Here is a 14081-nt window from a genome sequence, read left to right on the forward strand (position 1 = left end):
TTTATTCGGCCTGCACGGAGATATGCTGAAAGGTTTTGAAATCAAAGAGACCGAGATCTGTAAGCTTTATCTCTGGAATTACAGGAAGAGTTAAGAAGGATAGGGTCAGGAACGGATCAAAATCTCCGCTGAATCCAATCTCCCTTAATTTTTCTTTCAAGTGGATGATCTGTTGATTGACTTCTGTAAATGGTCTGTCTGACATCAACCCTGAGATAGGGAGTGGGACAGATGCGAGCACTGCTCCGTTTTTCACGATTACATAGCCGCCTTGCATAGAGCGGATAGCCTCTATCGCGACTTGCATATCCTTATCATTCGTTCCTGCAACGACTAAGTTGTGTGAATCATGCGCAACCGTTGAAGCAATCGCACCGTTTTGGATAAGAAGGCCATTTACCACGCCTAGACCAATGTTTTCAGTCTTATTGTGACGTTCGATCACAGCCATTTTTAATAAATCGTTCGTGATAGATGGTATGAATTCTCCGTTTTCTGCCGTTGCCGCAAGAATTTTCTTCTTGGTAACAATTTGGTTAGGGATGATTTCAATCACATGGATGGGCTTACCATCGGTTATAGGAATAGAAAGCTTTTCCGAATCTATCTTCGTCATGTTTACCGATTGTGTTAAAGCGGCTGGAGGCTGTGAACTTTGAGTCCAAGATCCAACAAACATTCCATCCTTAGCAACCAATTTCCCTTCTACAAAAACATCGGATATGGAAATGGATTGCAAATCATCAAGCAAAAGAAAGTCTGCTTTGTAACCTGGAGCGACAGCGCCTTTTTCTTTTAAACCGTAACATTCTGCTGCGTTCAAGGTTGCGAGCTGGATTGCTTGCAGAGGATCCATACCTTCTTGAATAGCGAGCCTCACGTTATGATCTACACTCCCTTCTGCTACTAAATCATCCAGGTGCTTGTCATCTGTACAGAATAAAAAGCGACGAGCGTTTTTCGGTGTTACAGCTGTTATGAGCGCTCTTAAATTTTTGGCTACTGATCCCTCACGTATCAACACGTACATCCCTCGAGAGATTCGATCTAGTGCTTCATCCTTTGTCGTACATTCATGGTCCGTCGTAATCAGTGAGGAGCGATAGACGTTGATGCCATTAGCGTCTAAACCTGCTGCGTGGCCATCGATCATTCCGTTTTGATCAGCTGTAGAAATGATTTTTTGAAGCATATCCTCATCCCCTCTAAAAACAGCAGGAAAATCCATCACTTCAGCTAAACCGAGGACACGTGGATGGGCTAAGAAAGGTTCAAGGTCAGATGCTTTTAAGACAGCACCTGCATTCTCAAAAGGAGTTGCAGGAACTGATGAAGGAAGCATCACTCTGACGTCGAGAGGAAGTCCCTCAGACTGATTCAACATAAAAGAGATCCCTTCAGTCCCTGAAACGTTACCGATTTCATGAGGATCCGTTATAACCGTTGTAACACCATGAGCGAGCAGCACTTTGCTGAATTCTGCCGGCGTTACCATAGAAGACTCGATGTGCACATGACCGTCAATGAAGGCAGGGGATATAAAATTACCTGCTGCATCAATCGTTTCATGTCCTTCGTACTCACCAATTCCTGCAAAATAGCCATCAACGATTGCAATATCTCCTTCAATGATTTCAAGATTATACACATCAATAATTTTTCCGTTTTTTATTACAACATCTGCTGGAATTCTTTTCGTACTAACTTCAATTCGTTTTTTTAGAGCATCTATGTTCATGAAGTGATCTCCTTTAAAAAATCTATCAACTAGTATACGGATATCCAATGTATTCCATGTACAGAAAAAACGGTCCCGAGGAGGTGACCGTTTTCGTTTTTATGCATTCAGAATGTCAATGACTCGTCCCACTTGACCGTCTTCAAGGCGTACCTTGATGCCGTGTGGATGAGTAGGTGAGTTCGTTAAGATATCTTTTACGATACCTTTTGTTTTCTTGCCAGAACGCTGATCTGCTTTTAAGATTACGTTCACGGGAAGACCAGGGGTGATATTTGCTCGCTTACGATGCATTAAACACCTGTTCTCCGCGCTTGGTTGTTTGCTTTTTTGGTTTGTTGGTTTTTTAGCTGGTTGGCCACTTTAACGGGCCCCTTGCTGAATGATCCGCCTGATTGCTGTGCTTTCTTTTCAGCTAAGCGCTGTTTCGCGATTTCTTGAAAGCTTAACTTCTTTTTCTCCTCAGCCATCTTAGTCACCTCTATTTTTTCTTTTTAAAATCTGCTTCTTTTAAATAACCTTCTGCTTCTGCATATGTTTCGAATGCAGCTTCTAGTGCATCATCTTCATCAAAGATGAACCACATGCCATCTTCTCCTACGAGGCGAATTTCCTCGTGGCTGAGGCTGTACCAGTGTTCTTCTTTACGCTCTTCGTCATCTGAACGATCTTTCTTCGGCTGCTGCCAGCCATGTTTTTTCGATAGAAATTCCATGGATTCTTGGATAAGAGCGATTAGTTCTTCTGCTTCGTAGTCACGGATGTTCACATAGCCTTTTTCGTTTTTTACGCTTTGTGGCAGGTGTCCGCCATAAACGAAGCCATTTCCGTTCGGATGAAGGTGGTACACGACGATTTTCTTGTCTTGTACACTTTCCTCGAAGTGGAAGTTCAAGCGGCCTAGGGATACCTCGTGCATGTCGAGCTCTGGGAAGTTTTCTTCGATTAAAGCAATTTTATCTTCAAATGAAAGCATGTTTATACTCTCCGTTTCTTTGTTGTGATTGGTTGATTATATCACATTGAGGGGTGAAAACGAAAAGGTCTCAGGGGAAACTGTAAGGGGAAAAATGGTTATATGTATAAACAGGTTGAATGAGGGGAGTTGATCTCCGTTTCAGGTGCTTCGCTTTCCGCGGGGCAGGCGGTGAGCCCCTTGCCGCTTCGCGCCCTTAAGGGTCTCACCTGACCGCTTGTCCCGCAGGAGTCTTGCACCCTACACTCCAATCAACTTGCAAGGGTGTCAAAAATTTATAGGACAATACCAAGAGGCTTTTTTCAACCACACGTACAAAATAAAAAAACTGACAAGAAGAGAGTACCTAAGTAACTTTCCTGTCAGCTTCATCTGCTTTATCGGGTTGTTGTTTCTTTTTGGATGGATTTTTCGAGTTCGAACCAATAGTCTGCTAATGTTTCCATGCCTTTATCGAAGTTTTCGAGATGGAAGTGTTCGTTTGGTGCATGGAAGTTTTCTGTTGATAGTCCGAAGCCCATTAATACGACTGGGATGTTCAGCATTTGATCGAACGTTGCTACGATTGGGATCGATCCGCCTCCACGTGTGAACGCTGTTGGTACACCGTACACTTTTTCATAAGAACGTGCAGCCGCTTGGATGGCTGGGTGATCGAACGGCGTTACGTATGGAGCTCCTTTATCAAAAAGAGTAACCTTCACATCAATGCCTGCTGGCTTATGCTTTTCAATGTGCGCTTTTACTTTTTCGATGATCTCATCTGGCTCTTGGTTTGGTACGAGTCGGCAGCTTATTTTCGCGTGTGCTTTTGCAGGGATAACGGTCTTGATGCCTTCACCTTGGAAGCCTCCCCATACGCCGTTTAGCTCTAATGTAGGGCGTGCCCATGTACGTTCGATGTGAGAGTAACCTTCTTCACCTGTGAGCTCTGTTACGCCAAGTTGATTCTTAAGTGCCTCTTCTGATAATGGAAGAGCGCGGAATGCAGCTCTTTCTTCTTCCGTTAATTCTTGTACATTATCATAAAAGCCATCTACTAGAATACGGCCGTTCTCATCACGAAACGATTGAAGAAGCTCTGTTATCGCGTGGAGTGGGTTCTGAACAGCACCGCCATAAAGACCGGAATGGAGATCACTGTTTGGTCCCGTAACATCCACTTGCATCGCACACATGCCGCGAAGGCCGTAACAGATTGCTGGTTTTCCACGATCTAGCATACCGGTATCAGAAATAACGATAACGTCTGCTGCTAGCAAATCTTTATTTTCCTCGATGAACTTCGGAAGACTTGGACTGCCGATCTCTTCTTCACCCTCGATACAGAACTTGAAGTTAAGAGGCAGTGTGCCTTCTGATTTTAGTATGGCTTGCAGTACTTTTACGTGCATGAACGTTTGGCCTTTGTCATCTGAAGCTCCGCGCGCGTATAGTTTGTTATCACGAATGGTCGCTTCATAAGGCGGGGATTCCCATAGCTCGATCGGATCAACTGGCTGAACATCGTAATGGCCATAAACGAGTACGGTCGGTTTGCCTTCTGCTTTTAACCAATCACCATAAACAACAGGATGCCCGTCTGTTTCATAGATTTTCACATTGTCCATTCCGGCATTCGTAAGGCTATCTGCAATCCATTCTGCCCCTTTTCGAACGTCTTCTTTATGTTCAGGCAGTGCACTCACACTTGGAACAGCAAGCCAGTCTGTTAATTCTTTTAGATGCGTATCACGGTTTTCTTTTAAATAGTTTACGATTTTTTCAGTCATATAAAATCCTCCTTATGTACGTTATGCTCTACTTCTTAGTTTAATGGAGTTCAGCTCGGAAATGAAATATTCTTTATCTTCTTTTTTCATTATCTGTTGACCAGCTCGCTGTGCAAGACCGTAATATTCTTCCATATTCGTTTCATCGCCTTTTACTAGATATGCACGTGCAACTGCTTCATACGCGAAAGCGAGGTCAAAATCGGCTATGCTGTTCTCTAAACAGAGTTCAAGAGATTGTCTTCCGTGGAACATTGCTGACTCGCTCATGTTAAGAATGGCATACACTCTTGATAGCTGCCATTCTCCACGAGCGAAGTGAAGAGGTTCCCCGATTTGTCCCCAATGAAAGCGCGAAGCGTGAGCGGTATGTATCATTTCTAAGTTATCATCCTTCGTACGGTCTTTCTTTTCGATCAAGTCCCACGTTTTATTGAAATTATCTACAGCCTGCTTTCGATGCCATTCTTTGAGAGTTAACTTCTCCATCCATTTCACACACCTTATGTATTTGTGGTTTACTAAAGGTAAAGCTATCGATATGAGTATTCTGTATAAGTGAACATTTCCCTTTATAAAAGATAGAAAGAAGTGCATAGAGTATGGAGAAAAAAATAGGTTTTATCGGGTTTGGAAAGATGGCGCAGGCGATGGCAGGAGGTATGATCAGTTCCGGTTTGATCAGTGCTGATCAGATTATCGCGAGCATGCGAACGGAAAAGACACGCCTGTATGTAGAAAAGCAATATGGTATCCACACATTCTCGTCAAACAGTGATGTTGCAAAAGCGGCTGACGTGCTGTTCCTTGCTGTAGCACCATATTCCTATCTTGAAGTGATTGAAGAGGTAAAGGAATTCGTAAAATCTGATGCGATCATCGTAACGATTGCAGCGGGGATTACAACGGATGACGTGGAGCACGCTTTCGGCAAGCAAGTAAAAGTGGTACGGACGATGCCGAACACGCCATCACTTGTCGGAGCGGGTATGACGGCTGTTTCTGTAAATGACGAGATAACGGATGAGGAACTGCAGACGGTGGAGAAGTTGTTAGGCAGCTTCGGAAAAGTAGAGGTGATCATAGAATCTCAGATGGATGCGATTCCTGCGATCAGCGGTTCTTCGCCGGCTTACGTGTACATGATGATTGAAGCGATGGCAGACGGAGGCGTGGTACAAGGCTTGTCACGAGATCAATCCTATCGTTTAGCGGCACAAGCAGTTTTAGGAGCAGCGCAGATGGTACTTGAAACAGGAAAACACCCAGGTGAGTTAAAAGACCAAGTAACGTCTCCTGGCGGTGCAACGATTGCGGCAGTCGCAACGCTCGAGCAAGAACGCTTCCGTGGTGCAGTGTTAGCGGCGATGGAAAGCTGCACAGAAAAAGTAAAGAAATTGGGGAAAAAGTAGATGGGCTTTAAAGAATTAGGGATTCATGATGAATTAATAGATATTTTGCTTCAAAACGGAATCGGTGAACCTACGCCGATTCAAAAGGAAACGATTCCTGTCATCTTAGAAGGTAAAGATGTCGTGGGACAAGCTCAAACCGGTACGGGAAAGACACTTGCTTTCGTGCTTCCTCTTCTGCAAAAAGTTGATGCTGAACGTGATGCAGTTCAAGGATTGATCGTCGCACCGACGCGTGAGCTTGCCATTCAGATCACTGCTGAAGTACGCAAACTTACAGAAGCTCTCGATGAGATTAACGTGCTCGCTGTTTACGGTGGACAAGACGTGATCGCCCAGATGCACAAGCTAGAAGGCAAGGTACATGTTGTTGTCGCAACACCTGGAAGACTGCTCGATCATATTCGCCGAGAGACGATCGACTTATCTCATGTTTCAACGTTCGTTCTAGACGAAGCGGATCAGATGCTTCATATCGGATTTTTAGATGATATAGAAGACATCATGTATGAGGTGCCTGAAGATCGCCAAACGTTACTTTTTTCTGCGACGATGCCTGATGAAGTGAAAAAGCTGGCTGAAACGTATACAAACGATCCTCAAGATATTCATGTGAAAACGAAACAGATAACGTTAAAAGAAATCCGCCAGCGAATCGTGGAAACAACAGATCGAGGAAAGCAGAATGACCTTGTTCAAACGATCAGACTGCTGCGTCCGTATTTAGCGATCATTTTTTGCCGAACGAAAAGAAGAGCAAGTAAATTAAACGAGGCACTGCAGAATATGGGATACAATTCTGATGAACTGCATGGCGATCTTTCTCAGGCAAAGAGGGAAGACGTGATGCAGCGGTTTCGCGAAGGAGAGATCCAATACCTTGTGGCAACGGATGTGGCGGCACGCGGACTTGATGTTGATGGAGTCACGCACGTTTTTAATTACGACATTGCGCTAGATGCTGAAAGCTACATTCATCGAATTGGAAGAACTGGGCGAGCTGGTGGAAAAGGACTGGCGGTTACCTTCGTTGCGCAAAAAGACCGTCGTTTGCTGCAGGTTATCGAACGAGAAACGAATCAAAAGTTAAATGTGTTAAAACTTGAATATATGTAAGATTATTTTATTAAAAAATGGGCTATCCTTCAGGATGGCTCCTTTTTTTGTGGGTACATAATACCAACTATTATTACCAGGTAACAAAAATAGTTGCTTCATAAAACAAACCTTGTTACGATTGTATTGTACAAGAATTCGAAAGAGTCAGATTAGAGGAGTTGAGCAAATGAAAGATTTACAATCGTTTGGCTGGTATGCAGCTAAGATTGCTCCAAAGCTGCCAAAAGAAGCCTTTAAGCCAGTACCTTCAAGATTATGGGGTGGGCTTGTCTACTTATTGATCGCAATCGCCGGTATTTTAGTTATCGGGTTATTGAATAATTTACACCCTTGGTTAGGGATTGGAATCGCCGTCATATTAGGAACGTGTTTCGCGGGCATGGGTTTTTTAGGTCATGAGATCCTGCACGGCACAGTTATCCGAAAGCCGTGGCTTCGTGACTTTTTAGGAGCAGTAGCTTTCTGGCCGTTAAGTGTTGGACCGAAGCTCTGGCGTAAGTGGCACAATACGACGCATCACGTTCACACACAACATGATGGGAAAGACCCTGATGCGTGGCCAACCCTAGAGAACTTGTCTCACAAACCATTGCTTCAAAAAGTGTACAAGCTTCCGATGTGGATGCGTTCGATCGTAAGCTTTGCTTTCTTGTCTGTTTCGTTTACGCTGCACGGACTTTTCATGTTCAAACGATTTATTAAAGAATTCAAACCGAGTAAACGTCCTTCTGTTTGGATTCAGCTGTTGTTGCCGTGGGCGATGTGGCTAGGATTGTTAGCTTGGCTTGGACCGGTTAAATGGTTCTTTGCCGTGTTGCTGCCGTTATTGATCGCAAACGCGATCGTTATGAGCTATATTTCAACCAATCACCGCTTGAATCCAATGACAGACGTGAACGATCCGTTAGCGAACAGCTTAACAGTTACTGTTCCAAAATGGATCGATGTGATTCATTTTAACTTCTCTTACCATACGGAGCATCATTTGTTCCCTGGTATGAGTCCAAAATATTACCCGCTCGTGAAGAAGCATATTAAAGAGATGTGGCCAGAGCGCTATCACGAGATGCCACACTGGAAAGCACTTGTTGCCCTATGGAAGACACCTCATGTGTACTTTAATCAGACTCAGTTTGTAGATCCAACACCGGGGAATTTGTATCCTTCACTTGGGTATGGGATGAATAAGACGGAAACTGTGGAAGAACAGAAGCAAGAACCGAAATCATCAAATCAAACACCGAAAAGCATCCATTAATTTGGGTGTTTTTTTGTTTGGCGTGGGAGGCTTGGTCGGTGCTGGAGATGCAAGTGGACAGTATTTTTCTTTAACAAGATCGTCTTCTAAACGGTTCGTTCATCAAGAGCTCCAGTTTATTCATATAGACTGGCTGCAACCTTACTTTTTTTATAATAGCATCACTCCTCACGTTAAAATTCTCCTTCCATCGTAAGAAGTCCTTTTTAAAAAAGCTATAGGATTGATTAAAGGATTGGTAGAATAGAGGGTGAGTGATTTGCTGCTGAAGGAGAAGAAAAGATGAAAAAAGAATTAAACTGTGATAGCTGTTTGATGCCGATCAAAGAGAGGGAAGAGCTGCGTACGGTATGGGCCTTTTTCAAGTTGAGACCGTATCATAGATCGTGTTATGAAAATTCCTTAAAAGGAGCGGGTCTTGTAGGGAATCAGCCGATCAACGGATTTTCTGGGAATTTTACAGCGCTTGTTGCGTTTGGCTTGGCATGGTTGCCTCTATTCACGAATATATCGCCCGCTATAACGATTGTTGGGACGTTAATTGTCCTTCTGAGACTGTATTCCTTTATTCGTTTTGAAAAAAGACTGCCACATTAAAAAAGCGTGCTCTCCCTAATCGGATAGCACGCTTTTGTTTGTTAAGCTTTCACGCGATATACACGCGCTTCATATGGATGTAATGTCACGCTTGTCACATCTTCATGAGCTGCAACTTCTTTGTTTGCTAACAACAGTTCATCAGCGTTCAGCTTCAATTCTGTTTCGAACTTCGCTTCAGTTTTAGAAAGGTTCGTGATCACAACGATTTTTTCCTCTCCAAGTGTACGTGTATACGCATAGATCTGCTCATCTTCTTCAAGGATCAGATCATATACACCGTAAGTGAAGACCTCGTTCTTTTTCTTTAATGCTATCATTTTCTTATAAAAGCTTAAGATAGAATGCTCGTCTTGTTCTTGCTTTTCCACGTTGATTTCTGTGAAATTCGGATTTACTTTCATCCAAGGATTACCCGTTGTGAATCCAGCGTTCTCATTACTGTTCCACTGCATTGGAGTACGGCTGTTGTCACGAGAAGATGCCCAGATCACAGACATGATATCTTCGTGTGAAACGCCTTCTTCGCGCTTGATGCGGTAACGGTTTTTGTCAGCGACATCATCATAGTCTTCGATCGAGTCAAACTGTACGTTCGTCATTCCAATCTCTTGTCCTTGGTAGATGAACGGCGTTCCTTGCATCAAGAAGTACATCGCACCGAAGCTCGTTGCGCTTTCATACCAAAACTCATCATCGTTGCCCCAAGTGGAAACAACGCGAGGTTTGTCATGATTTTCGATGAACAGTGCGTTCCAGCCTTCTTTTTCAAGACCTTTTTGCCAGCGTGTTAACACTTTTTTCAGTTCAACGATATCCACTTCTGGATTGGTTTCTGCATCCCAAAGGCCAAGGTGTTCGAATTGGAAGATCATGTCCATCTTTCCGTTTTCTTTTCCTACCCAAAGGTCCGCTTCGTCAATCTTAACGCCGTTCGCTTCACCAACCGTCATTACATCATAGTTCGCATATGTGCGGTCTTTGAATTCTTGTAAAAACGTGTGAATTCCTTTTTGGTTCATATGCATGTCAAAGGAAGACACGTACTTTTCGTTCTTCGGGTTCGGCATATCAGGGAAGCCATCGCGCTTTTTAATGTGACTGATCGCATCGATACGGAAACCATCGATTCCTTTATCCAACCACCAGTTGACCGTGTCATAAAGAGCTTCACGCACTTCAGGGTTTTCCCAGTTCACATCTGGCTGTTTTGTTGAGAAAACATGGAGGTAGTATTGATCTGTTTTTTCATCATATTGCCAAGCTGATCCGGAGAAAATACTTTCCCAGTTGTTTGGCTCTTTCCCATCTTTACCGTCTCTCCAAATGTACCAATCACGCTTCGGATTTTCTTTTGATGAACGAGACTCGATGAACCATTGGTGCTCGTCACTCGTATGGTTAAGAACAAGGTCGATGATTAGCTTCATATCACGCTTATGAACTTCCTCCATAAGGAGATCAAAGTCTTCCATCGTTCCAAAGTCGTCCATGATATCTTGATAATCGGAAATGTCATATCCGTTATCATCATTTGGCGACTTGTACATCGGGCAGATCCAGATTACGTCGATGCCAAGGTCTTTAATATAATCTAAGCGTTGAATGATCCCTTTTAGATCGCCGATTCCGTCTCCATTAGAATCTTGGAAGCTGCGAGGGTAAATTTGATAGCCAACGGCTTCTTTCCACCAAACTTTTTCCATAATGTTACCTCCATGTTTTCTCTTTAACAACACGCCAGGGGATACCGCAAAAACGGCTCCCCATGGTTTGTTTGATTTAAATATTTTTCCGTACTTTTCGTTGCTATTGTGGGAGTTGATTTCCGTTTCAGGTGCTTCGCTTTCCGCGGGGCAGGCGGTGAGCCACATTCGGACGTTTCACTTATAAGTGTCTCACCTGCCCGCCTGTCCCGCAGGAGTCTCACACCTTCCACTCCAATCAACCTATTCAAGGTGCTCATTATGAAACAAATTCATAAGAAGGAAACCTTTTAAAACTTAACCGTAACTGCAACACCTGCATGATCGGAGACCACCGGTGTTTCTTTTCCGTTAAAACGCACGGATGATTGAAGGACATCAACAGGCTTGCTGCTTAAGATATAATCGATCCTGCGGCCAGCTTCGTTATCATCCCAACCTGCAATTGAACCGATGATCGTTAAACCGTCATCTTTTTCTGCAGCCAGTTCATACGTGTCGTAAAGGCCTTTTTCTTTTACATAATCAAAGCCTTCACCACGAACGTTCGCATCGTTGTTTAAGTCACCCATGAGAAAGGATAGACCCTCTTCAGGGATGTACTGCATCAAACGATCAAATTGACCTTTAAACGGTTCGATGTCATCTTCCCACCAGCCAAAGTGACCAGAGAAGAATTGAATGTCTTGATCTTCATAAGAGATCGATGCTTTTACGATTTTGCGTGTTTTCCAGTTGTGCATATCTTGTAAATCAGAAACAAAAAAGCTTTCATGAGACGTAATTGGATGGCGGCTGATGATCGCCAGTCCTTCTTCGTACGTCACATAGCCATAGTGGGCCATATCCCATACAAAGTCGTAATCTTCAACGCCAAGTTTCTTCAATAGCTCTAAAAGAACAAGGGCATAATTATCTTTTTTGATATTGTCTTTCACGAGAGGAGCGTCAATCGACTGCATGACCTCTTGTAGCGCGATAACATCATAACGCTCGCCCGCGATATCGCGAGCAAGCATCTCTAATTTTTCCATCTGGTTCTCTTCTTGCCAAGCATGAACGTTTAACGTTAATAGCTTCATGAATTACATCCCCAAACGATCTTGAATATCAGATTTTAATACGTCAGCTTTTGGTCCGTAAATCGCTTGAACCCCTTTATCTTTGATGATCAGACCAAGTGCGCCGTTCTCTTTCCATTCTTTTTCCGTACCAACACCCGTTGTATCTTTAACGGTAACGCGAAGGCGAGTCATACATGCGTCAACGTCTTCAATGTTATCAGCTCCACCTAAAAGCGTGATGATCGCTGATGCTTGAGAGTTGTCTGAACCTTTTGCTGCTTCGTTTTTAGCTGGTGCAGCATCATTTTCCGCTGTTTCGATATAGTTACCTGCACGACCTGGAGTAGGCAGGTTGAACTTTTTGATCAATACATAGAAGATCGAGAAGTTTAATCCAAAGAATACGATACAAGTTAGAGCAAAGTTGATCAAGTCACGCGTTAATCCTGCTTTTACAAGCAATGGTGTACGAGTTAGTAATTCAATAAAACCGAATGCGTGAACACGTACGTGGATAAGGTCTGCAACCGCGAACGCAAGCCCAGTCGTGATCGCATACACAACATAAAGAAGTGGAGCAGCAAACATAAACATGAATTCGATCGGCTCTGTTACACCTGTTAAGAATACAGCGAGAGCTGCAGATAAGAACATAGACTTGTACTTTTTACGCTTGTCTTTATCAACGTTCATGTACATCGCAAGTGCGATCGCTACAAGAGATGCCGTTGAAAGAACAACTTGTCCCATTTTAAAACGAGCTGGTACAACATCATTTAAAAGTGCTTGATACGCTTTTGTATCTCCAGCAGCTAAGAAGTTGTTAAGATCGTTGATCCAAGCCAACCATAGTGGATCTTGTCCAGCTACAGAAGATCCTGCTCCTGAACCAGTCATGATTTGATACGTTCCACCGAGCTCCGTATAGTTGATCGGTACCGTTAACATGTGGTGAAGACCAAATGGTAACAATAGTCGCTCAAGTGTACCGAACACGAATGGCGCGATAACTGGAGCCGTGTTACGAGATGTTGCGATCCATTTTCCAAAGTCATTGAGTAGAGATTGGATAAACGGCCAAATTAATGCTAGTAGTAAAGCTGTAACCACTGACCATAAAATAACAGCGAATGGTACAAAACGTTTTCCGTTAAAGAATGCTAATGCATTTGGAAGCTTGTTGTAATTGTAGTACTTGTTAAATAGAACAGCACCTAGGAAGCCGGAAATGATTCCGACGAATACTCCCATGTTAAGAGCAGGAGCACCTAGAATAGATGTGAAATAATCACCAACAACGAGCTCGCTGCCAAAAAGTGATTTTACTTTCGCGCCTTCTTCAAGCATCATAGCGCTGTTCACACCGAAGATTGCTCCTGTGATACGGTTGATCAAGATAAACGCGATTACGGCTGCGAATGCACCGCCCGCACGTTCCTTCGCCCAAGATCCCCCGATAGCTACCGCAAATAAGATATGCAGATTTGTAATAATCGCCCATCCGATGTCTTCCATAACATGAGCAATCGTTTGCACTAATGTCATGTCGCCACCGAACATAGCAATAACTTTACCTAGTGATATCATCAAACCGGCAGCCGGCATAACCGCTACTACTACAAGAAGCGCTTTACCTAGCTTTTGCCAGAAATCAAATGAAATGAGTTTTCCACGTTGTTTCAAAACGATTTCCTCCTTAAAGTATATATCTTTCGTTGTCTTTTTGAAATCGCATTCAATAGATTGCGAAAAAAAGTTGAATCGCTTACATATTTGTATATGCATGTTGGTGCAATCGTTTGCATTAGTGATTGTAAGATAAAACGGTTTCATTTACAAGTAATATTTCTTAGAAAAAAAGTAAAAAGTTTTTCCAAGTGGTTTTGTAAGGCTTTTTCGTAAGATAGCCTGGAGTAATTTAATCTTTATAAAAATTAAGCGAAGTGGCAGGTTAATTCAAAAATTGGAAGAATGAGGTATGTAGAAAAAACGAAGCAAGGAGAGAAGGATATGAGTAAATCATTTATTGAACAAGTACATTATTTAAGAATTCCTGTAAAAGATTTAGAACGATCAGCACTTTGGTATAGAGATGTATTAGGGCTCCAGTTAGTAAATAGTACAGAGGAACTGGCAATTATAAAAATAAATGAAGGACCTTTCTTACTTATCTTAGTTCCCACCGAAGATGAAACATTTGCCCATTTTACAATCGATAATGAATCACAGTTCAGCATTGGCTTTACGAGTCCAGAATTAGCTAAATTCCATCAACACTTGATCGATAATCAAGTTAAGGTCGAGGATATCAAAGAAGATAATGGTCATGCATTTTTTCACTTTTATGATCCAAATGGTAACAAGTTTCAAGTACACTGGTAGGATTACAATAAAAAAACGCCTGTATTGCAAGGTATTAGGCTAAATCACAGTCATTCC

General features: G+C 42.9%; 13 protein-coding genes and 1 pseudogene. 5 read left to right on the forward strand and 9 right to left on the reverse strand.

The window, feature by feature from the left end; all coding sequences use genetic code 11:
- Window position 1: 1 nt before the first annotated feature.
- The 6 genes from ade to H9648_RS17120 form a co-directional block, all read right to left on the reverse strand.
- Window positions 2-1738 (reverse strand): adenine deaminase, encoded by a 1737-nt coding sequence (gene ade / locus H9648_RS17095; RefSeq protein ID WP_191755007.1) that lies wholly within the window; start codon window positions 1736-1738, stop codon window positions 2-4.
- A gap of 99 nt (window positions 1739-1837) precedes the next feature.
- Window positions 1838-2032, reverse strand: coding sequence for a YwbE family protein (locus H9648_RS17100; RefSeq protein WP_066399319.1), 195 nt, complete (start codon window positions 2030-2032; stop codon window positions 1838-1840).
- Window positions 2032-2208 (reverse strand): hypothetical protein, encoded by a 177-nt coding sequence (locus H9648_RS17105; protein WP_171005587.1) that lies wholly within the window; start codon window positions 2206-2208, stop codon window positions 2032-2034. Before H9648_RS17105 ends, H9648_RS17100 begins: the two co-directional genes overlap by 1 nt.
- 11 nt (window positions 2209-2219) lie before the next feature.
- Window positions 2220-2714, reverse strand: coding sequence for a hypothetical protein (locus tag H9648_RS17110; protein ID WP_191755008.1), 495 nt, complete (start codon window positions 2712-2714; stop codon window positions 2220-2222).
- Window positions 2715-3091: 377 nt separating this feature from the next.
- Window positions 3092-4486, reverse strand: a complete 1395-nt coding sequence (locus H9648_RS17115; RefSeq protein WP_191755009.1) for a dipeptidase — start codon at window positions 4484-4486, stop codon at window positions 3092-3094.
- A gap of 21 nt (window positions 4487-4507) precedes the next feature.
- Window positions 4508-4975, reverse strand: coding sequence for a hypothetical protein (locus H9648_RS17120; RefSeq protein WP_191755010.1), 468 nt, complete (start codon window positions 4973-4975; stop codon window positions 4508-4510).
- Between the two features lie 113 nt (window positions 4976-5088).
- Here H9648_RS17120 and proC point away from each other — a divergent pair, with 113 nt between their 5' ends.
- The 4 genes and pseudogenes from proC to H9648_RS17140 all read left to right on the forward strand — a co-directional run bounded on the left by proC (window position 5089) and on the right by H9648_RS17140 (window position 8872).
- Window positions 5089-5898 (forward strand): pyrroline-5-carboxylate reductase, encoded by an 810-nt coding sequence (proC, locus tag H9648_RS17125; RefSeq protein WP_191755011.1) that lies wholly within the window; start codon window positions 5089-5091, stop codon window positions 5896-5898.
- Window positions 5899-6969, forward strand: a pseudogene (locus H9648_RS17130) (DEAD/DEAH box helicase); the annotation flags it as partial. It lies immediately after the preceding gene.
- A 214-nt stretch (window positions 6970-7183) separates the two neighbouring features.
- Window positions 7184-8275: a Delta(10) desaturase DesB gene (desB, locus tag H9648_RS17135; protein WP_191755013.1), complete on the forward strand. Its 1092-nt coding sequence runs from the start codon at window positions 7184-7186 to the stop codon at window positions 8273-8275.
- Between the two features lie 282 nt (window positions 8276-8557).
- Window positions 8558-8872: a hypothetical protein gene (locus H9648_RS17140; protein ID WP_191755014.1), complete on the forward strand. Its 315-nt coding sequence runs from the start codon at window positions 8558-8560 to the stop codon at window positions 8870-8872.
- A 41-nt stretch (window positions 8873-8913) separates the two neighbouring features.
- Here H9648_RS17140 and H9648_RS17145 read toward each other — a convergent pair whose 3' ends face one another.
- From H9648_RS17145 to H9648_RS17155, 3 genes are all read right to left on the reverse strand, one after another.
- The gene (locus H9648_RS17145) at window positions 8914-10578 is read right to left on the reverse strand and encodes a glycoside hydrolase family 13 protein (RefSeq protein WP_191755015.1); all 1665 of its coding nucleotides are present in this window, start codon (window positions 10576-10578) and stop codon (window positions 8914-8916) included.
- Between the two features lie 290 nt (window positions 10579-10868).
- A complete protein-coding gene (locus tag H9648_RS17150; protein WP_191755016.1) occupies window positions 10869-11660 on the reverse strand; it encodes an endonuclease/exonuclease/phosphatase family protein in 792 nt (263 codons plus the stop codon).
- Between the two features lie 3 nt (window positions 11661-11663).
- Window positions 11664-13325: a PTS transporter subunit IIBC gene (locus tag H9648_RS17155; RefSeq protein WP_225218964.1), complete on the reverse strand. Its 1662-nt coding sequence runs from the start codon at window positions 13323-13325 to the stop codon at window positions 11664-11666.
- A 327-nt stretch (window positions 13326-13652) separates the two neighbouring features.
- Between H9648_RS17155 and H9648_RS17160 the strand changes: the two genes are divergently transcribed.
- Window positions 13653-14024, forward strand: coding sequence for a VOC family protein (locus H9648_RS17160; RefSeq protein WP_191755067.1), 372 nt, complete (start codon window positions 13653-13655; stop codon window positions 14022-14024).
- The last annotated feature ends 57 nt before the right edge of the window (window positions 14025-14081 follow it).

The sequence above is a fragment of the Fictibacillus norfolkensis genome (assembly GCF_014836645.1).
Taxonomy (GTDB): Bacteria; Bacillota; Bacilli; order Bacillales; family Fictibacillaceae; genus Fictibacillus; species Fictibacillus norfolkensis.

Bases quoted from the DNA above. Each gene is read 5' to 3' on its own strand.
- ade (WP_191755007.1), bottom strand. From the start codon at position 1,738: ATGAACATAGATGCTCTAAAAAAACGAATTGAAGTTAGTACGAAAAGA.
- H9648_RS17100 (WP_066399319.1), bottom strand. From the start codon at position 2,032: ATGCATCGTAAGCGAGCAAATATCACCCCTGGTCTTCCCGTGAACGTA.
- H9648_RS17105 (WP_171005587.1), bottom strand. From the start codon at position 2,208: ATGGCTGAGGAGAAAAAGAAGTTAAGCTTTCAAGAAATCGCGAAACAG.
- H9648_RS17110 (WP_191755008.1), bottom strand. From the start codon at position 2,714: ATGCTTTCATTTGAAGATAAAATTGCTTTAATCGAAGAAAACTTCCCA.
- H9648_RS17115 (WP_191755009.1), bottom strand. From the start codon at position 4,486: ATGACTGAAAAAATCGTAAACTATTTAAAAGAAAACCGTGATACGCAT.
- H9648_RS17120 (WP_191755010.1), bottom strand. From the start codon at position 4,975: ATGGAGAAGTTAACTCTCAAAGAATGGCATCGAAAGCAGGCTGTAGAT.
- proC (WP_191755011.1), top strand. From the start codon at position 5,089: ATGGAGAAAAAAATAGGTTTTATCGGGTTTGGAAAGATGGCGCAGGCG.
- desB (WP_191755013.1), top strand. From the start codon at position 7,184: ATGAAAGATTTACAATCGTTTGGCTGGTATGCAGCTAAGATTGCTCCA.
- H9648_RS17140 (WP_191755014.1), top strand. From the start codon at position 8,558: ATGAAAAAAGAATTAAACTGTGATAGCTGTTTGATGCCGATCAAAGAG.
- H9648_RS17145 (WP_191755015.1), bottom strand. From the start codon at position 10,578: ATGGAAAAAGTTTGGTGGAAAGAAGCCGTTGGCTATCAAATTTACCCT.
- H9648_RS17150 (WP_191755016.1), bottom strand. From the start codon at position 11,660: ATGAAGCTATTAACGTTAAACGTTCATGCTTGGCAAGAAGAGAACCAG.
- H9648_RS17160 (WP_191755067.1), top strand. From the start codon at position 13,653: ATGAGTAAATCATTTATTGAACAAGTACATTATTTAAGAATTCCTGTA.